The sequence below is a fragment of the Algibacter lectus genome, from assembly GCF_004368925.1.
Classification (GTDB): domain Bacteria; phylum Bacteroidota; class Bacteroidia; order Flavobacteriales; family Flavobacteriaceae; genus Algibacter; species Algibacter lectus.
In genome coordinates, this window is sequence record NZ_SORL01000007.1 from 897,111 (window position 1) to 921,827 (window position 24,717).

Genomic DNA, 24,717 nt, shown 5'->3' on the forward strand with positions numbered 1-24,717 from the left:
CATATGAAATTACTATCCTTTTTTTTGATATCTACCATGTTCCTGAATGCACAACATCAGGATACTATGAAACAAGCTACTAAACCAAACATCCTTTGGATTGTTTCAGAAGATCACGGTCCACATATGGGTGCTTATGGCGATACATTTGCTACTACTCCAAACATAGATAAATTTGCAAAGAAAGGCATGTGTTTTAATTACGCATGGTCTTCTGCCCCAGTTTGTGCTCCTGCTCGAACCACACTCTGGTCTGGCATTTCTGGACCAAGTTCAGGAGGAGAGCACATGCGTAGTATGTCTCCTTATCCTACGGAGAAAAATATGTTTCCTAAATATCTCCGAGATATAGGATATTACTGTTCCGGAAATGGAAAAGAAGATTACAACCTAAGTACTCCTAAAGGGGTTTGGGATGAATCTTCTAACAGAGCACATTACAATAAGCGCAAACCCGGACAACCCTTTTTTGCTTATTTTAATAATACACAAAGTCATGAAGGTCATATACATGACATAACTCGAACTGCTAAAAACAAGAGAAAACCATCTTTACACGACCCAGCCAAAGTAAAATTACCAAAATACCATCCAGATTGTGAAGCTATGCGATTAGAATGGGCTGCTTATTATAATAGTATTACTGTGGTAGACTCTATTGCGGGTAAACGTCTTGCTGAACTTGCAGAAGCTGGATTAGAAGATAATACTATTGTTTTCTATTTTGCCGACCATGGCGGTGGACTTGCACGTAATAAACGTTGGCCTAATAATGCCGGGCTTCAAGTACCAGTAGTGGTTTATTTTCCTGAGAAATGGAAACATCTTGCTCCTAAAGAATATAAAGCTGGTGGGCGGTCTGATCGTTTAATAAGTTTTGTGGATTTCGCACCAACCATGCTTAGTATTGCGGGTATTGAGCCACCTAAATGGATGCAAGGACATCCTTTCGCAGGAGATTATCAAACTGAAGAGCAACCATTAGTTTACGGGTTTCGTGGACGTATGGACGAACGGTCAGACTTAGTAAGAAGTGTTTCTAACGGACGCTATGTTTATCTTAGAAATTACATGCCCCAGTTTTCACAAGGGCAACGTTTAGAATCACAAATTCGTTTACCTTTTTCTTCTACAGCAGCATGGAAAAAGCTTTATGACCAAGGAAAACTCAACAAGGCACAAAGTCTTTTTTGGGACACACCAAAGGCTCCTGAAGAACTTTACGATTTAAAAAACGATCCAGATGAAGTAAATAACCTTGCCAAATCTAAAGCACATCAAGATATTCTAAAAAAAATGCGTAAAGCACAACAAGATTACGCGCTTGCTATTCGAGATGTTGGATTTATTCCAGAGCATGAACGATTTAATACTAATATGGCACCTTATGATTTTGGACATAATGAGAAATTATATCCTTTTGAACGCATATTTTCTACAGCTGAAATAGCTTCATTTATGAATCCGGATGATGTGTGTGAACTACAAAAAAGAATGACCGATGAGAACATTATTGTGAGATATTGGGCCACTATGGGCATGATGATGCACGGTAAAAAAGCCGTATCAAAAAGTAAAAAAGCATTAAAAAAGGCACTATCAGATACTTCTGATGATGTAAAAATTGCAGCAGCTTGGGCTTTGGTTAAATACGGTGATGACCCTGAGACTTCTAAAGAGGCATTAGTACTGCTTTCTGAATTAGCGCAAAGAAAAGACAATGTATTTGTTGTAATGTCTGCACTTACTGCTCTTGATGATTGTGGGATAAAAACCGCTAGCTTAAAGCATGAATTTGCAAATTGGTCTACAACTCCGGAAGCTCCCAACAAACGCTATGCTGCATATCCACAACGATTGATGAAAAGTATTTTACTGAGGTATGGTATCCCTGTTAAAAATGTTAAATAAAAAACACTCCTAATTAAAAATCTAAGTTTTTAATTAGGAGTGTTTTCTTGTGTTTTTTCATAAGAAATATTTAAATTTTAACGGTACTTATTTGAAAATAGGGTTGCACATTAGTGTAGTTTTTTATATCTCCCATAATCTCTTCCATATAAGGCTCAAAAGCATTGTGCATGTCATCTAAAGTGTCAAAATACAAATGGCCGATAGCCATGAAAGGTTTTTCAGAATCTCTATCAAAAGCACTTAAACCTTCTTCTACAGCAGCATGTTTCATTGCATCTCCTAAAAACTTAGCAACCATTGGAGTATGCGTATTACAATAATAGTCGATATCAAAATAGCTATCTTCTGTATTTGGATACAACGCACTTAATTTTATCATTCCTTTTTTCATAATTTATATTTGGTATTATTAATATTTCTCTTTCCTGATGCTTCATAAGATAAATGCCCGGTAGAACCTTCACCTAAAATCTCATAGTGCTCTTGAGGTATTTCAGCGCGATGCTTTTCAATAACATCAACATATTCGAGGTTGTTTATAGCGTTGTGCCATTCTTGTGGATCAATCTTATGATTATAAAATTCTTCAGAACCATCTTTATACTGAATAAAACGATAGTCTTCAGAAGTTATAGAATAGTTACCAGGACCGAAACTCGTTCGTGCATAGTGAGACCAATCAGCATTTGTGTTTTTCAATAATGGCACTAAAGAATGTCCTTCTAGTTTTGAATCTGATTTTAGATTTGTCAATTCCAATAACGTAGGATAGACATCCAACAATTGTACAGGTTTATTACAAACTTTTCCTTTTTCAATACTTGGACCAACAATAATTAAAGGCACTCTAGTACCATCTTCCCATAAACTTCGTTTGGCATAACGTTCTTTTTCTCCTAAATGAAATCCATGATCGCTGAATAATACAATATATGTGTTATCGCCATATTCGCCATTATCCAGAGCGGTAATCACTCGTCCTACTTGTTCATCTACAAAACTTACACAGGCCAAATAAGATTGCACAAGAGGTTTCCAAGCATCATTTTCTAAAACCCATTCATGAGTTGGAGACACGTGTTTTTCTCTTGTAATATCTATTCCATAAGGTGAAATATCGTCCAAATCATCTGATATAGTTTTTGGTAATTGAAGAGTTTCTAATGGATACATATCAAACCATTTTTGCGGTGCAAATTGTGGCACATGCGGACGATAAAAACCAACCCCCATCCAAAAGGGCTTTTCGTAATTTTCTTTTAATTTACTTTCTGCCCAAGAGGCTATTTTATAATCTGGCATTTGATTATCTGTCTCTGGAAAAGCACCCCAATCCCATAATGGATGCCCTGGATATGTACTAATTTTTTCTTTTGGCATAGGCCCAAAACCTCCAAATTGTCCGGCGTAATTTGGAATATGAGTTTCGTTTATCCCTTCGCCATTGTGCAATAATTTACCGCCTCCAAAAACAGTATAGCCTTCTTGCTGAAATCGCTTTGGCATCACAATATTTTTACTTGCTATAGGCGAATCTTTAATGTCTGGATTTAAAAAATAAATCCCTGAAGTACTTGGGTATAAAGACGTCATCATACTTGCTCTGGAAGGATTACAAACAGGTGCTTGACAATGTGCATTACTAAAAAGCACACCTCGGGAAGCTAATTTATCCATATTAGGTGTTTTAGCTTGCGGATGTCCACCCAAAACACCTATCCAATCATTAAGATCGTCTACAGCTATAAATAAAACATTTGGTTTTTCCAATGATTGACCTCCCCCCGTTTTCTGATTAGAATTACAAGCTCCTAAAGCAAAAATTAATACTAAAACAAATACTATTTTTTTTATCATGATTCCAGTTAAAATTAAAGACTCAATCGATATAATTTATAGCTATAAATAAAAGAAATAAAACAACCATAACCATCCTGTAAAACCCTGTCGGGTCAATATTTATCTATTAACATAAATATTTCAAAGCAAACTTCTGTAATCCACTTTATTCCACAGATTCTACAGGATGAATAATAAAAAAAACACTGTTAATTTCACAACCAAGTAGAAGGCAACCTTCTACTTACCACATTTTTTAATTAGAGTGAAAGTCAACTCTAATTTTCAGATTAAAAATTTAGAATCCAAATGAAAAAACTATTACTATTAATTATTGTTGCAAGTATGAGTAATTTAGGAAACTCTCAAGAGTTTTTCATTATCAAGAAAAACACAGCTAAAAGAGGGTATGTTACACACAGTATAAACTCGGGAGGTTTTATAGTTGGAATCAATAGTTTTGGTGGTGGCTACATTACACAAATTGAAATGCCAGGACTTGGAAATATTATGGGTTTTCAAGCGCAAAGATATGGTCGTGGCGGGCAATCTTCAATTCGCGATATGGGTAGAGGTGGTCAATGCAACCCTACTCAAGCTGGTTACAGTGACCTTTTAGGTACAGAATGTGCTATCACTACAGTATCAAGTAGTAAATTGGTAATTCCTAGTCGTGGTTGTGCTTTTTATAACGGAGATGGTGGCTACGACTATACAGAGTGGGAAAATATAGGAGCAGATCCGTACAAAACAGATGGAGGTAATACCGATATTGATAATATTACCGAATCGAACCCAGCTATTTCGGTCACTATTAATGGTAAAACCTTTGGAAGACAACAAGCCGAGGTATATAGTAATTTCGATTATTATGGCGAATATGAAGACTACACTACAAAAGTAGGACTTGCTATACCAGCTATTCGTCATTATTTGGAATATCGTTTTGTAAGGTCGTCTATAGGACCAAATTCTGGAATGAAACAATTTAATGAACAAGGACTAAAAGCTGCTGGAAAATGGAATGACAGTAAATTTTTATCAGATATTTCTGTTGAAAACCCTGTAGGTGTCCATCCTGGTGGACTTGATAATATGAACAGTATTATTTTATCTTGGAGTATTAGAAACGATGTAGCTACTTGGAATCCAGGCTACCGATACCAACAAAAACAAAACGGAGATTGGGAAATTAAAGATCGTCAAAAACAATTTCAAGGTAAGATAGAGCAATTAAAACTTCGATTTATTGTTGCAGATTCCAATGATGAAAACTCAGGAAATGCTTTAGGTTTTTATTTACCACTATCGTATCTCAATGAATTTAATGTTGTTGGTATAAAAGAGTCAGATAACTCAGAAGTCTATGTGGATAATAGAACAACTTCCGATTTTTATTTGGATGGACAATACCGTACACCTTCTATGTCTTGGATTGGTTTTAGAAGTGAATTGAACGGCTTAATTGATAGATCGAAACTAACCGGTCAATATGCAGGTGTTTATGAAAAACTAAGACAAGAATCCATATTGCTTCAAGGCACTCCAGCCGAAATTAAAGCCGCTTTTACGCAATTAGACACCTATTATGCTAGTTTACTTTCTGCTTCGGATTTTGAATACAAAAACAAAGATGATTTTCAACTCTTCCCAAACCCAGCCGAAGATCAAATAAACATTGTTTTAAATAACACAAATAACAATTCTAAAATAAGTGTTTTAAATGCGCTTGGTGCACTTGTTTATTCCTCAAATGAAATAATTGGTAACAAAATTTCAATACCAACAAACCAAATTGGAGCTACAGGATTATACTTTGTAAAGGTTGGGACTTTAACAAAAAAGCTTATTCTAAAATAACTAAAATATACACTATCTCAAAAAACATATATTTAACGTGCTTTACTAAGTATAAATATGAAAAATAAATTTTCAAGACCTGCACATTACAGTCATATTTCATTACTGTTTTTATTGATTTTATCAAGTTGTTTAGCACAGAACGGATTAGAAAAAGCCTTTTTAAATCCACCAGAATCAGCAGGCGCACATACCTGGTGGCATTGGGTTGATGGAAACGTATCCAAAGCAGGAATTACCAAAGATTTAGAATCGTTTAAAAAAGTAGGCTTAAGTGGTTTTCAATTATTTGATGTTGGTCTAAGACTACCTCATGGAGGCACCGTATTTAATTCAAAAGAATATCATGATAAAGTCACATTTGCTATTGCAGAAGCAGAACGTTTAGGTTTAGAAATGGGAATTAATAGTGCTTCGGGTTGGTCAAGTACCGGAGGTCCATGGATTACACCTGAAAACTCCATGAAAATGTTGGTTTGGAGTGAACACGAAGTAAGTTCAAAAACAAGTAGCCCAATTAAACTTAAACGTCCTGAGTTGAATGAAAAGCAACAAAGTCATGATTTTTATAAAGATGTTGCCATCATTGCTTTTCCAAAACCTAAAAACGCCACATTTAGAGTATCAGATTGGGAAGCAAAATCATTAACCGACCTTAAAGCAAAGGCAGATCAATTTATTCCCTCTTTAGAAAACGCACCAAAAGATGCCATAATAAACCTAGATGACATTCTAAACTTAACTGATAAAATGGGTACGGATGGAACGCTTAACTGGACACCACCATCTAAAGACTGGGTGGTATTAAGGATTGGCTATACTACAACAGGTGCGCAAACTAGACCTGCATCAAAAGGTGGTATAGGTTTAGAACTAGATAAATTAAGTAAGGAAGCTGTTACTATGCATTGGGAAGCATTACTAGATAAAATAACAGAGGATGCAAAGGGCAGTAAAGCATACACCACAATTCTTATAGATAGTTACGAAGTTGGACATCAAAATTGGACAGCAAACTTTGAAGACACTTTTAAAGAAAAGCGTGGTTATGATTTAATTCCTAGATTACTTTGTGCAACAGGACGTGTTTTAGAAAGTACTGAATATTCTGAACGTGTTTTGTGGGATTTCAGAAAAACTGTTGCTGATGAAATGTATGAAAACTACTTTAAATTCTTCAAAGAAAAATGTCATAAAAACGGACTTAAATTAGCAACAGAGCCCTACGGCTCTGGGACTTTTGATGCTGCGCAAGTAGGGAAACTTGTTGATATTCCTATGTCTGAATTTTGGCACAAAGATAAAGCTAAGGGTCAAAGAAATATTTGGAAATGGACTAGCCATATGACGTCTTCAGCGGCACATTTATCAGGACGATCCATTGTAGGAGCAGAAGCATTTACTAGAATGAAGGGGGATTGGACGGTACATCCTTACAATTTGAAAGTTATAGGGGACAAGGCCTTTACCGAAGGTATTAATCGTTATTATTTCCACACATCGGCACATCAACCTTGGAGTGATAACATCAAACCAGGCATGACCATGAGTCGATTTGGGTCTAATATGCACCGAAACAACACCTGGTTTTATCAGTCTAAACCATGGCTCGATTATATTGCTAGATGTCAATTTATCATGCAAACAGGAACTCAACAAGCCGATGCGTTGGTTATGTATGGAGATGAGCGTGGTTTTAATAATTTTTTAGGAAGAGTAGAAAAATTAGATTTTTATTTTTTAGAAGGCTATAAGTTTGATGTAGCTGGTATTGATTCTTTAGATGACTTAAGTGTTGATGAAAATGGCGATATAAGAGTAAGTTACGAAGGTAAATTATTAGATACTCGATACAAAATACTCTCTTTAAAAAGAGATCTATTAATGCGCATAGCGTCTATCAAAAAACTTGGAAAACTAGCCGAAGATGGCGCCATTGTGATTGCTCAAAAGCCAATACGAACCCCGGGTATAGAAACCAATCCAAACGCTACTAATGAATTTAATATATTAGTAAAGAAATATTGGGACTCGGGATTAATACAATTACCATCAACTTATAAAAAATCAATTAGTGCATTAACTCCAGATTGTCAATTACCTTTAGGACTCGATTATGCCCACCATAAAATTAATGATGGAGACTTCTATTTTGTATCCAATCAATCTTATGATTCTAAAAAAGGGACTTGTACTTTTAGAGTAACAGGAAAACAACCAGAACTATGGGATCCTGAAACAGGCGAAATTTCTAAAAACCTCAACTGGAAACAATTGAAAGACGGAACTACTGAAGTTGAATTATCTCTAACTTCTGCACAATCTATATTTGTTGTATTTCAAAAGGAAACTAAAAAAACAAGTGGATCTTATACCTACCCAACTTATAAAACCATTCAAAATATTAACGGCGGCTGGCATGTAACTTTCGATAAAAATTTTGGAACAAACGAAACGATACCATTTGAAAAATTAAAACCATGGAATGAACATACCAATGAGGCTATAAAATATTATTCTGGTACCGCTACTTACAAAACAAATTTTGAATTTAAGACAAGTACAAATAAGAAATCAATGCTTTTAGATTTAGGACAAGTTGCCGTAATAGCAGAAATTAAATTAAATGGAAAAGATCTTGGAACATTATGGAAACCCCCATTCCAAGTAGACATAAAAGATGCACTGAAGAAAGGAACAAATACTCTAGAAATTAAAGTGACAAACCTTTGGCCAAACCGTCTTATTGGAGATGCACAATATCCTAAGTTTAAAGAATCTAATAAAACACTTCCTAGTTGGATCGAAAAGGGAACGGGAATTCCTGAATCTTCAAAGCGTAAAACATACGCTGCTCATAATCATTTTAAGGCAGATGATGACCTTCTTACTTCTGGATTAATAGGTCCAGTTACAATTATGAAAAGTACAGATTGATATTAAAATAGTTCTAAATAAAATTATGATAATATTAAAAAAAATAATTTGGTTTTGCTTTTTACTAGCCTATAGTTTCTGCTTTTCACAAGCTAAAAAACCAAACTTTGTAATCGTAATTGCAGACGATCATGGCGTATTGCATTCTACACCCTATGGTTCTAATATAATACAAACACCAAATATGCAAAAACTGGCAGATGAAGGGATGCGGTTTGATAATGCATATGTTGCTTCACCAGCCTGCGCACCCAGTAGAGCTGCATTATTTACGGGCTTGATGCCTTATAATAATGGTATTGTAGGAAATCATGAAATGAACTTAAAACAAGGTGTTCAGTCGCTGATTCCTAGCCTGATTGACCAAGGGTATGAAGTCGTTTTTCAAGGTAAGGTAGCCCACGGAGGAAAAAACCATCATGGAGGCTACATTCCTAACAATGTAAAAGTTCTTAAAAGATCCCCTCGAAAAGACACAAAAATGAGCGTTGTAGCAAATTTTCTTAAAAACAGAAAAGACACACGTCCATTAGCTTTGTTTATTGGATGCATTGACACGCATACACCTTTCCCACCTGCCGGAGAATCAAGAATCAAACCAGAGGATGTTATTATAAACAAACGAATCTATACCACTCCTGAAGCTCAACTAGAAATGAGTAGATACATCCAAGCAGCAGAATCTATAGATACCAAACTTGGAAATATCCTAAAAATGTCAGATATCTATTTAGACAAAAAAAATACGATGACGGTATATACCTCCGATCATGGAATGGCGTGGCCTTTTGCTAAATGGTCTCTTTATGAAACAGGAATACGTACACCATTACTAATCTCTTGGCCAGGAAAAATTCAACCAAATTCAACAACAAAAGCCATGGTAAGTTGGATTGACTTACTTCCTACAATGATAGATATTGCAGATGGAACAGTACCTGAAAATATTGATGGGAAACCTTTTACAGCAGTCATTTTAGGAAAGAAAAACAAACACAGAGACGCTATTTACGCAACGCACAAAGGTGATAATGAAAAAAACGTATACCCTATCCGATCTGTTAGAGTTGGGAAATGGAAATATATTCGAAATTTACATCCGGAATTTGCCTATACAACCCATACTGATGCATGGGCTACAGAAGTACCAATGACAAAACTACATGCCAATCATGCTGGTCATCATTGGAATTCCTATATTAAAGCAGCCAAAACAGATCCAGCTGCCGCCAATTTTTTAACAGATTATCATACTAACCCTGCTGAAGAATTGTATAATCTTGAGCTAGATCCATTAGAACAGCACAATCTTGCTGAACTTCCAGAATACTCTAAAAAACTGAAATCATTACGTAAAATGATATCAAAACGAATGATAGAAGTTAATGATGACGAATCGCTTAGTGGACCTCCAAAATTACTTGAGAATTTCTCGATTATGGAATCCAAAATCAAATAATAGTTTAGAAAAAGCATTTACAAATTCAGTAAAACATAATATTCAATAATGGAAAACGACTTTAAGTTATTTAAATTTTCTATCCTAGCCACACTAATCTTCCTTTATGGATGCAATAAACCTTCAGTTCTAGAAGGCGAAATAACGCAATTAAAAGTTGAAGGTTTTGACCAATGGATAGTCACAGATGAAGTCACACCAAAGTTTTCATGGCAACCTATTACCAAGATATCAGAAAAAAAAGTCATTGGTTATGAATTGCTTGTTGCTGACAACAAAACGGACTTAGAAAACAACAACGGAAATCTCCTCGAATTAACAGTTACTAAAATCGAAAATGGCCCTTGGTTCTATTTTGATGCTTCAAAACTTCCATCACGAACCGTTGCTTTATGGCGGGTAAGAGCCGTATTAGAAGATGATAGCCGAGGATGGTGGAGCGAGACTTTTCATTTTGAAATTGGTTTAAAAAATAATTCAGATTGGACTGGAAAATGGATTGGTATGCAACCTGAACTTCGCCAAAAATCAGCGCCTTGGTTTCGAAATTCATTTGAAATAAATAAAACCGTTACCAAAGCAAGACTTTACGTTTGCGGATTAGGCATGCATGAAAGTTGGCTAAACGGAAAAAAAATAGGTAATGACCTATTACAACCTGCTCAAACAGATTATAATATCCGAAGTTTTTATGTTGCTCACGATGTGAGCAAATTAATAAATCAAGGTCAAAACACGTTAGGCTTTTGGTTAGGCGATGGCTTTTACAACCAAGATAAAGTTTGGGGAACAAACGGATTGAGTTACGGACAACCAAAAGTACTCGCACAACTTGAAATCACTTTTGATGATGGCAGTACCTCTATTGTTTCAACAGATGAAAACTGGCTTTGTAAATCTAGTGCTATCACAGCCTCTAATGTTTATGCCGGCGAGAACTATAATGCTAATCTATATGATCCTTTGTGGGCTAAAAATCAAAACGACATTAGTAACTGGAAACCTGTAAATATAGAAACTGTACCAGGAAAAACATTAGTTGCACAACAGCTACCGCCTTGTCGCATAACAGACACCGTAACTGTAAAAGAGATTAAACAATTACATCCAAACACTTGGATTTTTGACTTTGGGCAAAATCTTGTGGGATGGGCAAAAATGAAGATTGATGCAACACCTAATACCAAAATCACTATTCGCTTTGCAGAAGACAAACTTTCTACGGGGGCTTTAAACTTTGCTACAAGTGGAGTTAGAGCTACTAAAGTCATTCAAACAGACACCTACATTACTAAAGGCGAAGGCGAAGAAATTTGGGAACCTCGGTTTACCTATCACGGATTTCGTTTTGCTGAAGTAACCATAAGCAATGGCGAATTAAAAAATAAAACACCAACAAAAGATTTACTTCAAGGTATGGTTGTTCATACGGATATGACTATAACTGGGGAATTTTCATCTTCAGACGATACTCTAAATCAAATTTTTGACATGGCACATTGGACACAATCTGGTGGTGTATTAGGCATACCAATGGATTGCCCTGTTCGAGAGCGATGCGGTTGGACAGGCGATGCACATTTAACCGTGCCTTATACCATGTATCGTTTCGATGCCGCGAGTATGTGGCGAAAATATACAACAGATATTGCGACAACAGCGCAAGTTTCAGCACCTATGTTATGCTTTGGAGACGAATTTGGCGAACGTACAAGACAAATAAAAAAATCTGGCATCCCTACTATGGTTGCTCCAGGCAAACGATTTATCGGGGAAGGCTCTCCAGATTGGGGAAGTGCCATCGCATTTATTCCCTGGGACATTTATGTACATACAGGAGATATTAGATCATTAAAAGAACACTATAGTTCTATAAAACAATGGACTGAACATTTACAAGGCATATCAACCAAAGGCATCGTATATTCTGGCATGGGCGATTGGTGTAAACCTATTATAAACAACCCAGAAGAAAAAACCGAGCGTGAAATTTATGGTAAAATAACACCCATGCTATCCTCTGCATGCTATTACCGCTCTGCAAGAATTACTGCTGATGCAGCGCAACTTATCGGTAATAAAGAAGATTATTTATATTTCGATAAACTGGCTAGTGACATTCGTACAGCATTTACTAAAGCTTTCTATGGAAAAGACAGACTATTGATACCAGACCAGACTATTAATGCCATTGCTGTAGATTGGGATATTCTAGCACCAGAGCATCAAGCAAAAGCTGCAGAAAATCTAAACCAACAGGTTATTGATACTGGTTATCACTTTGAAACAGGCGTTTTTGGTATGCCTTCTCTGTGGCCTGTACTTGGGAAATTTGGATATCATGAAACTATTTGGAAAGCGCTTCAAAATGAAAAGGCACCCAGTTTTAAACATCTTATGAGTAAAGGCGCTACGACGTTTTGGGAAGTCTGGCCAACCGAAAACGAGAACTTGGATTATTATAAACAATCTATGAGCCATCCGTTTCAAGCGGCCTTTGTCAGTTGGTTTTATGAAGGGTTAGCGGGAATTAAGCCAAATTCAAAACTAACAGGTTATCGCTTGATTGATTTAGAACCACAAATTATTCCTGAATTGGAATGGGTTAAATGCCGTTTTTCATCTCCAATGGGCGTGATTGAAAGTTCTTGGAATCAGAATAAATCTACCTTGACATGGCAAGTTGAAATTCCTGCAGGTGCTGAAGCTAGGCTAAGAGTTCCAGGTAAGCTTATTAAGATTCAAAAAGATTCAAAAGAATTTAAAGTAGAAACTAACAAGATTACAGACGCCCAAGGCATAGGCGAAAAACTAACACTTAACGCTGGCAAATATCTAATTACTTCAAACTTAAAATAAAAAGTAAATCTATTTAGAATCCTGTAATTTCTTTGAGTTTTTTAAAGAAGGCTTTTTTTCTAGGTGAATTAATTCCCCAATCTATAGGTACACTTTGATAACCATCTTCAAAACCTTCTCCATCCAAACGGAAATCAAAATACCCCCAAGAGGCATACGATTCTATTGCTGCTTTAAAATTGTATTGATCTGCGTCAAAATCAAAATGGTCATCCTCTGTAAACAGAATTGGTTGGTTTGAAAATCCAGCTACATTTTTTGCTTTTTCAACCATGTTGGTAATTCCAGAAGGTTCATGAACACCATTACCATGAATCAAAATAAAATCTGACACTTTAAGTACATTTTCCTGCGGAATAATCCCGCCTCCATAACTCGTTGTTACCAGTAATTTATTATTACTCATTTTCTTTACGCGTTGAATGAGTTCGTGTACACGAGATTGTGTAAGAATCGTGTGGTCGTATGGTCCGTTACATTCATTATTAATTTCGATAAGAATATTTTTATACCCCTTCTGAAGAATCCATGCAGTTATATTATCTGTAGCATTCAATACAGCTGATTCATCTTCTAAATCTTCATCTTGCCTAAAGTAAAAATACCCCAAAATAACCACCATCCCCAAATCATCAGCTTTGTTCAATACTTTTTCAAGACGCGCCATATATTCTGGTCTCAAATTTCCTTTTTCATCAAAAGTAGAATTAATCCAATTGTGGTTTTTATATCCAAATGGCCCCCCACCTTGCAGATTTAATGAGAACGCTAATAGACCGTGTTTATGCCATTCAGCCATATTTGCAATAAACTCATTGGTATTTCTATTCGCATCCCATTTTTGAGTATCTGGATACTTAAACACATCTACAGTCTCAGGATTCAAATCATCAAAAATTCCCTGAACCATTCTGGAATTCATAAGTAATCCTTCAATTTTATTGCCTTCCCAAAATCGCCCTTTATACGTTAATTCCTCATTAATATAAAACTGATTATCTTTAATTGAAACCTTAGTTTTTAAATTAGGCTGCGCTAAAACAATAAGATTAAAAAAAACCGTTGTAAAAACAAATAATACTATTTTAAATTTATTAAGTCTCATAGTGTTTGGATTATAATTTTAATTCCTTGTATAAATAAAACAAATACTCTAGTAAAAACTATCCTGTAAAACCATGTTAAGTAGTTTAAGGTTAATAATTTTATATTTAGTATTACCTATAAGCAGATAGTACAGGATAACTATTTTTAAAAAGTTTTTTAAATTTAAACACACTGAAGGACACCGAGACCTTCCTGTAAAAATTATAATAAAACAACTACACCCAATTTATTTCCAAAAATAAAAAACGAAAGTATCTAGATTCTTTTTGTTTTTATTACAAATAAAACAACTTAAATGACTGAAGAAAAAATAACTAAACACCCAACCACCTACGATGCCATTGTAATTGGCACAGGAATAAGCGGAGGTTGGGCTGCAAAAGAGCTTTGTGAGAATGGATTAAAAACGCTAGTCCTTGACCGAGGTAGAATGGTAAAACATATTGAAGACTACCCTACCATGCATTTAGACCCATGGGATTTAAAACACCGAGGTAAATTTACCGATGGTGATATAAAAGGACATACAAAAAACCGTAGAAGTGGTTTTATCAATCAATATTCAAAACATTGGTTTGCAAATTATGAGGAGCACCCGTATAATGAATCTAAAAAATTTGATTGGATAAGAGGCTACCATGTTGGTGGACGCTCCATTATGTGGGGTAAACAAAGTTACCGTTGGAGCGAAATGGATTTTGAAGCCAACAAAAAAGATGGACATGGTGTGGATTGGCCTATTCGTTATAAAGATATTGAACCTTGGTACGACAAAGTTGAAAAATTCATAGGTGTTTCTGGTCAAAATTTAGGCTTATCGCATTTACCTGATGGAAAACTATCAGATCCTATGGAACTAAATTGTGTGGAGTTAGATTTACAAGAAAAATTAAAAGACGAATTTGATGATGATAGATTACTAACTATTGGTCGTGTGGCGCATTTAACAGGAAACGCTATGCATGAAGGCCGTTCAAACTGCCAATTTAGAGCACGTTGCGTTCGCGGTTGTCCTTTTGGAGGCTACTTTAGTAGTAACTCTTCAACATTACCCGCAGCAGAACGTACGGGCAATATGCACTTACGTCCAGATTCTATAGCTTATGAAATTGCTTATGATGAAAAAACAGGATTAGCCTCGGGAGTAAAAGTTATTGATGCAAATACCAAAGAAAAAATATTTTTTAAGGCAGCAATTATTTTTAATTGTGCTTCTGCCATAGCATCTACAAGTATTTTAATGCAATCTAAATCTAAACGATTCCCTAACGGTATGGGTAATGATAGCGGAGAACTTGGGCATAACTTGATGGATCATCATTATGGCATTGGAGCATCAGCAGAAGTTGAAGGTTTTGATGATAAATATTACAAAGGCAGACGTCCAAATGGGTTTTACATTCCTCGATTTAAAAATCTTGGAAATGATAAAACAAACACTAAAAACTATGTTCGCGGATTTGGTTATCAAGGTGGAGCAAGTAGAACCAATTGGCAGCATGCCGTTGCAGAGTTAAGCTTTGGAAAGGCACTAAAAGACAAAGCTTTAAAACCAGGCCCATGGCGCATAGGCATGGGTGGTTTTGGAGAATGCTTACCATATCACGAAAACAAAATGATACTAGATAACAATAAGCTTGATGCATGGGGCTTACCAACTATAACTTTTGATGCTGAAATAAAGGAGAATGAACGTAACATGCGAAAAGATATGAAAGCCCAAGCGGTTTCCATGTTAAAGGCCGCAGGGTATAAAAATGTGAGAGCTCATGAAAGAGAACCTATTTTGGGTGCCTGCATTCATGAAATGGGAACTGCAAGAATGGGAAAAGACCCTAAAACATCAGTTTTAAATAAACATAATCAAATACATGCCGTACCAAATGTTTATATGACTGATGGTGCTTGTATGACGTCATCTGCTTGCCAAAACCCATCCCTAACTTATATGGCATTAACGGCTAGAGCAGCGAACCATGCCGCAACCGAATTCAAAAAAAATAAAAACACTTAAAATCATGAACAGAAGAACCGCTATAAAAAATTTAACCATGAGTTTGGGCTACACAGTAGCAGCACCAACTATTTTTAATATGTTATCTTCTTGTACGGCAGAAGTTAACACTTGGTCTCCTCTATTTTTATCTTCTGAAGAAAAACATATAGTAACCCTGTTGGTGGATATTATTTTACCAGCTTCAGATACTCCTGGTGCTTTAGATGTTAATGTGCCTCAGTTTTTAGATATGATGTATTATGATATTGAGAAAAAAGAAAATCAAGACCTATTTAAAAAAGGGGCTTCAATTTTTTCTGAAAAACTTAAAAATCAGTTTGGTTCTGACGTAGCAAAAGGCAGTAAAGAACAGTTTGAAACGCTATTAGGATTTTATTTCGATATTTCTGGTAAAGCTACTGCAACTATTTTTAAAGAACAAAGACTTCCTATTGAAAATTTAACAGATCCACAAATAGAAAACCGTTCTTTATATAAATTTTTAATTTCTGTTAGAGCATATACGTTATTTGGATATTTTACTTCTGAAAAAATTGGAGAAGAAATATTAAATTACGATCCTGTACCAGGAATTCAAATAGGTTGTATGTCTATCGAAGATGTTCCTAATGGAAGAGCTTGGTCTTTATAAACTAAAAAAGGATGACAAAATTATTCAAAATACTCTACCTTCTTTTCTGCATTTCATTTTTATTCAATTGTAAAAAAAATGAAGAAAATAAAACTTCGGAAATAAAAAAAACATCATGGAAAAACCTATTAACGAGAAACGATCTTAACGATTGGATTGTTAAAATTAAAGGCCATGAAGTTGGTAATAATTACAATAACACTTTTATAGTTGAAGATGGTGTTATGAAAGTAAGTTACAAAGCTTATGACTCATTTAACAATAGTTTTGGGCATATTTTTTATAAAAATCCATTTAGTAATTATAAATTTAGAATGGATTACCGCTTTATAGGAGAACAAGTTTCAGGAGGTCCAGCCTGGGCACTGAGAAATAATGGTATCATGATTCATTGTGAAGATCCAAAAAACATGGGAGTTGAGCAAAATTTTCCAGTTTCTCTAGAAGTCCAACTTTTAGGAGGAGATGGTATTAATGAGCGCCCTACAGGAAATTTATGTACTCCAGGAACACATGTTAAATATAAGGATTCACTAATCACTAGGCATATTATTAAATCTTCTTCTGAAACTTATCACGGCGAACAATGGGTTCATGTAGAAATGGAAGTTAGAAATGATTCTATTATCAAACACATGATCAATGGAGAAGAGGTATTACGCTATAGTAAACCGCAGTATGGCGGCAATGTAAATTTTAACGCCGAATTTTGGAAAACAAAACAGGGAATGCCTTTAAAAAGCGGCTATATCTCACTCCAAAGTGAAAGCCATCCTGTTGAATTTAAAAATATCGAGATTATGGAATTATAAAGCAACAGCTTATAAAAAGAAAAGCCCTTTAGTGTTTTAAACTAAAGAGCTTTTCTTTTAATCACAAATCTAAAATAAAGATTATATCTGTTCTTTATACGACGAAAACAGATCTACAAACGGCTGCTCTCTTACTTCTTTCTTAGGATTATAATTTTTATTTACACTTGGCCAATAGCGCTTATCTATATTTAGTTTTAACCAATCCATTAATTTATTAAACATCTCTTTTTTTAATTCTGGGCGTTCTTCAGCTAAATTGTGTTTTTCAAAAGGATCTTTTTCTAAATTATATAAATACAATCTACCATACCAATCAAAAATAAGCTTATAATCACCATCCCTAATAGCAGAATGTGGTGTAAGCGCAAAAGGCTCATATGGACTATTATAAATTACATTAAACGGATAATGCCAATAATGCGTTGTTTTTGAATAGCTTTTATTTTCATTATCTAAATCTGAAAGCATAGCTATTAAACTTTCGCCATCTAAATTATTTTGAGCAACAATTTCTTTTGAATTATATCCTGCCGCCTCTAAAAGCGATGGATAAATATCCGTACAGTCTACAGGAACATCTACCCACTTCCCTTCTTGCACTTTACCTTTCCATCTAAAAACTAAAGGTACTCTAATCCCACCTTCGGTAACACATGCCTTTCCTCCTAAAAATGGATCGTTATTGGTTCCTTTATCATTTGGAGTAACTTCTGCATCTATACCTCCATTATCAGACATGAACACAACAAGTGTATTTTCTTCTATATTTAATACTTTTAATTTATTTAAAATAGCACCAACGGAACGATCTAAACTCTTTATCATAGATGCATAAACCGGATCCTTATGCCCGTTCCATCCTTTACTTTCTTTACCTTGAAAATGAGTTATTTCGTCGTCTTTTCCTTGGTACGGTGTATGAATTGCAAAATGTGAAAAATATAAAAAGAAAGGTTTATCGGTATTTGCAGCTTTATTTTCTATAAATTCAAGCGCCTGTGAGGTAAGATCATCGGTTAAATAATCCTCGTTAGTTTCTTTTCCCGAATCACCAATTTCTAGAGCCTCAGGAGAAACTTTTGGAAACATTTTATTGGTTCTATTATTCCAAGCCCCTTTCCAGTTATAATAAGCTGATCCGCCTGCATCATACCATGCTAAAGGTTGAAAACCTTGGTCTTTTGGTTGATACCCTTTTGCTCCAAAACCACCCACATGCCATTTACCAATAAAAGCTGAATGATAATCTTTCAAAGCTTCTGCTATAGAGAGTTCATCTCTACCTCCATCAATGGCACTTCCTGTTGGAACGGCCGAATTAGAAATTCCATTTATTAATGCTTGCTCTATCTTAATATTATCTTTATGCTCAAAAACATCGTGTACATAAAAACCTTTAGGCACGTCTGCTTTTTGATTATAATAAGTTGCTCTTGGTGGCATTGCTGTAGTAAAACCAACACGTCCAGCATATTTACCTGTTAATATACTTGCTCGTGTAGGTGAGCATAATTGGTTGGCATAAGCTTGTGAAAACGAAGTGCCTTCACTTACTAGTTTGTCAATATTTGGAGTTTCATAAAACATTTCATCCGGATGCGTACCCGTAAACTTATTGGCATAAGCCTGGCTATCCATTATACCAAAGTCATCGGAAAGAATAAAAATAATGTTGGGACGTGAAATTTCTTCCACTTCCTCTTTATTTTTTTTGTCCTGTTTAAATTGGCAACCTACCAAGAGTAGTCCTATTAAGCAGTACATGCTATTTTTTATTACTGTCATAAATATATTATTTAATATGAATTTTGTTTTAAATAACCTGTTTTTACTATTTAATTGGATCCTTATGATGAATTTCATCCCAATGATCAATTCCAATAATTTCTTTATACTGGTCGTAAACTTCGGCTTCTTTTTCGGTACCAAAAGCTTGATACACCTTCCAAACGGGTTTAATACCACTAGGGTCTTCTTTATCATCAGGAAAACGTCTTAGCCCAATACGCAGTCCGCCTTCTTTACGATTATCTTGCCAATTATGATATTGAAAACCATCAATACCATCTAAAAACTTCAACTTTTTCATAGCATAAGCCATGCCTGCCGCTTGTTCTTTTAAATCTTGGGCACTGTAAGTTGGAGAGTTTGTTCCGTTTTCAGACAAGTATACAAGTCGTTTCTTTTGTCCTTTAAAAAGGACTTCAGGCTGTTTTACCCAAGCATCTAGCACTTCTAAATTCTTAAAAGTAATTAGCTTCGTATTAAAATCAAAGCTCACTTTTTTATCGAGCCAAGTCTTAGGCTCTCGTAACGACTCAGGGTAAGGGTGTTGAGCAATAGCCCATTCAAAATCGCCCTCAGCTTTAGAGTATTGTAACAATTGTTCAAGCAGTTCTTTAGAATGATAGAAATGTGGATTAGACGTCCAATTCCAGTAATGAGTAAGTGTTATAAATACTTTTGAATTGGGATTATATTTTCTTGCAATATTATGAGACATACGCATGGATTTATGGTATATATCCATAAAAACTAAAGCGGTTTTTTCTCCTGCATTAGTCCATACCCATCCAGCATCCACTTCGTTATGGATTATCCAATGATGGATACGCCCATATTTTTTATCAGACCTCATATAACGACTTGCTAAAAAATCTAGAATAGCAGCGTAATATTGCACACCTTCTGGAGTGGTTAAATTCGGCATGCTAAATATTCCTGAAGGGTCGCAATCTGGATGTTCTAATATACTACCAATTTCTTTATCTATAGTCTTTGAAGCCTTATCAACTAATAAAATAGCAGATACTTCAATATTTCTTTTTGATGTACTCAAAAATGTTTTGTCATACTCTAGTACTCTTTTTTTATTTACATAATAAGTCTCGCCCAAGTACTCGAACGGCATATTTTGAGGAGAAGATTTAGAACTTAATAATTTAGACACCATCACGTTTACAGTCACACTTGTAATTCCTAAACTATCCAAATCGGTATATGGCGCTGCCCGATTGATACTATAACCTCCCAACCCTTTTTTAGTAGCAGGTTTAACAAATGAGTAGCGATATTTCGGAACAACAGAATCGGTATATCTTGCGTGAGAAACGCCTTTGTATTGATTATCTTGTTTTTCAACAATCATCCATTTTGACAACAATCTATCTTGTTTATATCCATTACGTTTTACATAGCGATTTACTTCAACATCAAAGTGCCCGTTTTTAGATTTTATAGGTTCCAAAAACTCAAATTTCTCCAATTCTGTTCCATTTTCATGAACATCAATTTCGGCTATATAATAGTTTTTTGTTTTTGAAATTTCTCCTACCAATTTCACTTTGTCGTTGGTAACCAAAACATTTGATATGCTATTTGGAAATTCCTTATCCAAATAAAATCTTAAATTATTCTCAAAATTTAATTCCTGCTGCTTCTTTGCCTCCTTATTAGATTGAATATCTAACTCTCTAGCACTCATAGCCCGAAGTTCTAAGTTTCTTATTTGAATATTCAAAGCTGGGGCAGTTCCAAAATCCAATCTTAAAAAATCTCCTGCCTTTCCCCATTCTCCAACATATTCACTAAGATCCATTCTAAACAAAACCCATCCTTCGGTACTGCCTATATCGCCAACCATAACACTCTTAACCTGTTCCCCTAAGGGATAAAAATATACCTCTATATGATCTAAACCCGTTGGACAGAAATACTCAAACGAAAGTTGATTGTTTTCTTTAATTAAATTATGAGATAAAGGCTTTATAAATACATAAGGGTCTTCTCCCAAAGTCTTAACATCATATACAGCACCCTCTAAAACACTTATTTCTATCTGATTATACTTTTGGGTATCTACATTTAAAGTCGTAGCGCCAGTTTGAGAAAAAAGACAGATAGGGAATATAAAAAAAAACAAAAGACACTTTTCCATAGTAATACTGTTTATCAAAGGTAAAAATACGTTGCATTTTTCAAAAAACTATCCTGTTGAATACGGTACGTCTACAGAAAGGGCATGATAGTATTATTATTCTTTCTAAATACTTTAGAGGTCTCTAAAACACTTACAGGAAGCCTATATAATTCTAAATATTAATGTTATGAAGAAAACCTCCTTTTTAATTCTACTTTTTTTAATTCATGCACAAACATTTGCACAAGCCAAGCCTAATATTATTGTCATTTTCACAGATGACCAAGGATACGCCGACATTGGTGTAAATGGGCAAGTTGATGATATTAAAACCCCAAACATTGATTTATTGGCAAAAACTGGAGTTAGAATGACAGCAGGCTATGTAACCGCTCCACAATGTATTCCTTCTAGAGCAGGACTATTATCTGGTAGATACCAACAACGTTTTGGACTAGATCATAATGGCACTATACCGTTGCCCTTAGACGAAACATTAATATCCCAACGTATGCAAAAAGCAGGATACGTTACTGGTATGACGGGAAAATGGCATTTAGAACCTAACCATCAACAAGAAAAATGGTTAAAAGAACATATGCCCGAACTAAATATTAAAACAGTGAAACCAAGTGATATTCCTTTCGAAAGAAAAATACCTTACATGAGTTCTAATAGAGGTTTTGATGACACATTTCAAGGCTATATTCAAGACTATTGGACAACTTATACGTTAGACGGAGAAAGAAATATGGAAGCGCATTGGATAAAACAAGCGGGCTATAGACTGGATATTCAAACCGATGCAACGGTAAAATTTATAGAGAATAACAAAGACAAGCCGTTCTTTTATTATACATCCTATTTTGCGCCACACGTACCTTTAGGGGCTACAAAAAAATACATGGATCGTTTCCCTGAAGATATGCCAAAACGAAGACAATATTGCTTAGCAATGATGTCTGCGATAGATGATGGTGTTGGAAAAATAAAAGAGACCCTAAAAAAACTGGGGCTAGACGAAAATACAGTCATCTTTTTTATAAGTGATAATGGTACGCCAATAAAACTAAACATGGCCGATACCCCAGGTGTTGGACCAGGTTGGGATGGCTCTAAAAACACACCTTGGGTTGGAGAAAAAGGTATGCTCTCGGAAGGAGGCATAAGAATCCCCTATATTATAAATTGGCCAGCAGGTTTACCCAAAGGTTTAGTTTATGATAGGCCTGTTATTTCACTAGATGTTGCCGCAACCTGCATTGCGTTGGCTGGTTTACCAGAAACAGATGAGTTAGATGGCACCAACCTTATCCCCTACTTAAATAACACAAAAAAAGGCGATCCACATCAAGCCCTTTTTTGGAGGTTTTGGGGACAATCAGCTGTAAGAATGGGAGATTATAAATTTTTAAAGTCAGGAAAACACGAGTACCTATTTGATGTTACTTCCGCAGCCCATGAAAACAAAAATTTAATAAATACATATCCACGAAAAGCGAAAGTATTAAAGAAAAGATTAAAACAATGGGGACAGGAACTTAAAAACTCTGGAATACCAACAAAAGATTTTAACGAACAAGATTCAGTATTTAGAAATCATTATTTAAAATCAGTAGAATAACCAATAACATTAAAATGAAAACACTATTAAAATTACTATTTTTTATTCTTTCAATATCTACAAATGCACAAGGCATAGATAAGTCGTTATATGCTTTTGATTTTAAAATGGAGCACCTCCCGATAGCCGAACGCGCAAAACTGTTTGCTAAATTAGGATATAGCGGTACAACACTTAGAGTACAGTCCGATAAACAAAGGGATATACTAAAGTCTTATTTAGAGACTAAGGAATTCACCAGTGGTGAGCTTACCATACCCGTTGTGTTTTTCGGTTTCAATTTCTCAAATAATATTGAAACTCAAAACATAATGTGGCGAAAAACCTTAGCTGCGCTACCTCAAGGAACAGCAATGTGGGTTATTATAAATGGAAATGCCACCAAAGAAAAGACGCTCCTTCTATTAAAAACAATGGCTCAAGAAGCTCAAAAAGTTAATAAGGATATTGTTATTTATCCACATGATAACTGTTTTATAGAATCTGCAGAAGAAGCTATTCCATACATTGAAGAACTCAATGAACCAAACTTATTTCTAACATTACATTTATGCCATGAAATGCGTGCCGGAAATGGCAATCGCCTTCTTGAGGTTGCTATAAAAGCAGCGCCATATTTAAAATTCGCTTCTATTTCGGGCACTAATGTAACCATGTTTGCAAATGATAAAGCAAATTGGTCTGACGCTATAAAACCACTAGATCAAGGCGATTATGACGTTTCTAAATTTGTTTCCGTTTTACAAAAAATAAAATTCAAAGGTAAAACGATGTTACACACCTTTGGTATTGAAGATGAACCTAAAGAGCATCTATCGCGCTCTATAACGAAGTGGAATGCTTTGGTAGATTCAACTTATAAAATCCAAAATAATGATCTCAATCATATTTTAGACAACCCAGAAAATGCCTATTGGGATAGCATTTCAAAATCGTGGTTTATTTCAAATTTAGGAGGCGAAAAAGTAACTCTTGAGAAAGATGGTTATGGTTGGATAACACGACTAGACGAAAACGGAAACATTATTTCTAATAGATGGATAGAAGGCTTAAATGCACCTACCGGAATGGCTTCATATAAAAATCTATTATATGTAGGAGACCGTGGAGTTTTGGTAGAAATTAATATTTCAACAGGTGAAATTATTAGGAAAATAAATTTACCAAACTCTGAATTTATTAATGATGTAGCCGCTTCTAGAAATGGAGATATTTATATATCTGATACCTTTACTAATACCATTTATAAACTTCCGGAAGGTGGTAATATTGAAATATTTGTAAAAAATGACCTGTTAGAATACCCTAATGGTTTGTGGGTAGATAAAAATGAATTAATTGTAGCTACTTGGGGACCAATGACCAATCGCGCTACATTTGAAACAAGCAAAAAAGGAACTCTAAAGACGATAAACCTAAAAACAAAAAAAATAAGTCCTATTGGAAAAGGATTACCAATAGCAAACTTTGACGGTGTTATTAAATATGGTCCATATTATTACGCTACGGATTGGACAGGAGGAAGATTACTAAAAATTAACAAAAAAGGTGATGTAAAAGAAGTGATTTCTGGATTTTCACAATTTGCTGATTTAGGCATAGATACAAAAAAAGGCCGTATCATGATTCCTGAAATGAGTAAAAACCGATTTATCTTCTACAATTTAAAATCTTTCTAAACTACAAACGCAAAACATTAAAAAACAACACTTTACAAATTTTTCGATTAAAACTTT

General features: G+C 35.0%; 15 protein-coding genes. 10 read left to right on the forward strand and 5 right to left on the reverse strand.

Annotated features, from left to right (window positions below):
- Positions 1-3 precede the first annotated feature (3 nt).
- Positions 4-1,911 carry a sulfatase-like hydrolase/transferase gene (locus DFQ06_RS04775; RefSeq protein WP_133966314.1) on the forward strand — a complete coding sequence of 636 codons (1,908 nt, stop codon included), beginning with the start codon at positions 4-6 and terminating at the stop codon, positions 1,909-1,911.
- 70 nt (positions 1,912-1,981) lie between these two features.
- Here DFQ06_RS04775 and DFQ06_RS04780 read toward each other — a convergent pair whose 3' ends face one another.
- Both DFQ06_RS04780 and DFQ06_RS04785 read right to left on the reverse strand, forming a co-directional pair.
- Positions 1,982-2,305, reverse strand: coding sequence for an EthD family reductase (locus DFQ06_RS04780; RefSeq protein ID WP_206672753.1), 324 nt, complete (start codon positions 2,303-2,305; stop codon positions 1,982-1,984).
- Positions 2,302-3,771: a sulfatase gene (locus DFQ06_RS04785; protein ID WP_133966316.1), complete on the reverse strand. Its 1,470-nt coding sequence runs from the start codon at positions 3,769-3,771 to the stop codon at positions 2,302-2,304. The genes DFQ06_RS04780 and DFQ06_RS04785 overlap by 4 nt, the downstream gene beginning before the upstream one ends.
- Positions 3,772-4,062: 291 nt before the next feature.
- On the opposite strand from DFQ06_RS04785, the gene DFQ06_RS04790 reads away from it, so the two are divergent.
- From DFQ06_RS04790 to DFQ06_RS04805, 4 genes are read left to right on the forward strand one after another with little or no spacing between them, the layout of a single operon-like run.
- Positions 4,063-5,613, forward strand: a complete 1,551-nt coding sequence (locus tag DFQ06_RS04790) for a T9SS type A sorting domain-containing protein (RefSeq protein WP_133966318.1) — start codon at positions 4,063-4,065, stop codon at positions 5,611-5,613.
- 57 nt (positions 5,614-5,670) lie between these two features.
- On the forward strand, positions 5,671-8,550 hold the full coding sequence (locus tag DFQ06_RS04795) for a glycosyl hydrolase (protein WP_133966320.1): 2,880 nt from the start codon (positions 5,671-5,673) through the stop codon (positions 8,548-8,550).
- 25 nt (positions 8,551-8,575) lie between these two features.
- Positions 8,576-10,009, forward strand: a complete 1,434-nt coding sequence (locus tag DFQ06_RS04800) for a sulfatase family protein (RefSeq protein WP_133966322.1) — start codon at positions 8,576-8,578, stop codon at positions 10,007-10,009.
- Between the two features lie 48 nt (positions 10,010-10,057).
- The gene (locus DFQ06_RS04805; RefSeq protein ID WP_133966324.1) at positions 10,058-12,868 is read left to right on the forward strand and encodes an alpha-L-rhamnosidase; all 2,811 of its coding nucleotides are present in this window, start codon (positions 10,058-10,060) and stop codon (positions 12,866-12,868) included.
- 13 nt (positions 12,869-12,881) lie between these two features.
- Here the strand turns inward: DFQ06_RS04805 and DFQ06_RS04810 are convergent, their stop codons facing one another.
- The gene (locus DFQ06_RS04810) at positions 12,882-13,973 is read right to left on the reverse strand and encodes a hypothetical protein (RefSeq protein ID WP_133966326.1); all 1,092 of its coding nucleotides are present in this window, start codon (positions 13,971-13,973) and stop codon (positions 12,882-12,884) included.
- A 297-nt stretch (positions 13,974-14,270) separates the two neighbouring features.
- Here DFQ06_RS04810 and DFQ06_RS04815 point away from each other — a divergent pair, with 297 nt between their 5' ends.
- From DFQ06_RS04815 to DFQ06_RS04825, 3 genes are read left to right on the forward strand one after another with little or no spacing between them, the layout of a single operon-like run.
- Positions 14,271-15,989: a GMC oxidoreductase gene (locus DFQ06_RS04815; protein WP_133966328.1), complete on the forward strand. Its 1,719-nt coding sequence runs from the start codon at positions 14,271-14,273 to the stop codon at positions 15,987-15,989.
- Between the two features lie 4 nt (positions 15,990-15,993).
- A complete protein-coding gene (locus tag DFQ06_RS04820; protein ID WP_159140028.1) occupies positions 15,994-16,623 on the forward strand; it encodes a gluconate 2-dehydrogenase subunit 3 family protein in 630 nt (209 codons plus the stop codon).
- An 11-nt stretch (positions 16,624-16,634) separates the two neighbouring features.
- Positions 16,635-17,435, forward strand: a complete 801-nt coding sequence (locus DFQ06_RS04825) for a 3-keto-disaccharide hydrolase (protein WP_133966332.1) — start codon at positions 16,635-16,637, stop codon at positions 17,433-17,435.
- 81 nt (positions 17,436-17,516) lie between these two features.
- On the opposite strand, the gene DFQ06_RS04830 is transcribed toward DFQ06_RS04825, so the two are convergent.
- Both DFQ06_RS04830 and DFQ06_RS04835 read right to left on the reverse strand, forming a co-directional pair.
- Positions 17,517-19,223: a sulfatase gene (locus DFQ06_RS04830; RefSeq protein ID WP_206672752.1), complete on the reverse strand. Its 1,707-nt coding sequence runs from the start codon at positions 19,221-19,223 to the stop codon at positions 17,517-17,519.
- 46 nt (positions 19,224-19,269) lie between these two features.
- Complete coding sequence (locus DFQ06_RS04835) at positions 19,270-21,375, reverse strand: DUF5722 domain-containing protein (protein WP_133966334.1); 2,106 nt, start codon at positions 21,373-21,375, stop codon at positions 19,270-19,272.
- Between the two features lie 169 nt (positions 21,376-21,544).
- Between DFQ06_RS04835 and DFQ06_RS04840 the strand changes: the two genes are divergently transcribed.
- A complete protein-coding gene (locus DFQ06_RS04840) occupies positions 21,545-22,981 on the forward strand; it encodes a sulfatase family protein (protein ID WP_133966336.1) in 1,437 nt (478 codons plus the stop codon).
- Between the two features lie 14 nt (positions 22,982-22,995).
- Positions 22,996-24,660, forward strand: coding sequence for a TIM barrel protein (locus DFQ06_RS04845; RefSeq protein WP_133966338.1), 1,665 nt, complete (start codon positions 22,996-22,998; stop codon positions 24,658-24,660).
- Positions 24,661-24,717 lie beyond the last annotated feature (57 nt).

Coding starts and splice junctions, on each gene's coding strand:
- DFQ06_RS04775 (WP_133966314.1), top strand. CDS start 4: ATGAAATTACTATCCTTTTTTTTGATATCTACCATGTTCCTGAATGCA.
- DFQ06_RS04780 (WP_206672753.1), bottom strand. CDS start 2,305: ATGAAAAAAGGAATGATAAAATTAAGTGCGTTGTATCCAAATACAGAA.
- DFQ06_RS04785 (WP_133966316.1), bottom strand. CDS start 3,771: ATGATAAAAAAAATAGTATTTGTTTTAGTATTAATTTTTGCTTTAGGA.
- DFQ06_RS04790 (WP_133966318.1), top strand. CDS start 4,063: ATGAAAAAACTATTACTATTAATTATTGTTGCAAGTATGAGTAATTTA.
- DFQ06_RS04795 (WP_133966320.1), top strand. CDS start 5,671: ATGAAAAATAAATTTTCAAGACCTGCACATTACAGTCATATTTCATTA.
- DFQ06_RS04800 (WP_133966322.1), top strand. CDS start 8,576: ATGATAATATTAAAAAAAATAATTTGGTTTTGCTTTTTACTAGCCTAT.
- DFQ06_RS04805 (WP_133966324.1), top strand. CDS start 10,058: ATGGAAAACGACTTTAAGTTATTTAAATTTTCTATCCTAGCCACACTA.
- DFQ06_RS04810 (WP_133966326.1), bottom strand. CDS start 13,973: ATGAGACTTAATAAATTTAAAATAGTATTATTTGTTTTTACAACGGTT.
- DFQ06_RS04815 (WP_133966328.1), top strand. CDS start 14,271: ATGACTGAAGAAAAAATAACTAAACACCCAACCACCTACGATGCCATT.
- DFQ06_RS04820 (WP_159140028.1), top strand. CDS start 15,994: ATGAACAGAAGAACCGCTATAAAAAATTTAACCATGAGTTTGGGCTAC.
- DFQ06_RS04825 (WP_133966332.1), top strand. CDS start 16,635: ATGACAAAATTATTCAAAATACTCTACCTTCTTTTCTGCATTTCATTT.
- DFQ06_RS04830 (WP_206672752.1), bottom strand. CDS start 19,223: ATGACAGTAATAAAAAATAGCATGTACTGCTTAATAGGACTACTCTTG.
- DFQ06_RS04835 (WP_133966334.1), bottom strand. CDS start 21,375: ATGGAAAAGTGTCTTTTGTTTTTTTTTATATTCCCTATCTGTCTTTTT.
- DFQ06_RS04840 (WP_133966336.1), top strand. CDS start 21,545: ATGAAGAAAACCTCCTTTTTAATTCTACTTTTTTTAATTCATGCACAA.
- DFQ06_RS04845 (WP_133966338.1), top strand. CDS start 22,996: ATGAAAACACTATTAAAATTACTATTTTTTATTCTTTCAATATCTACA.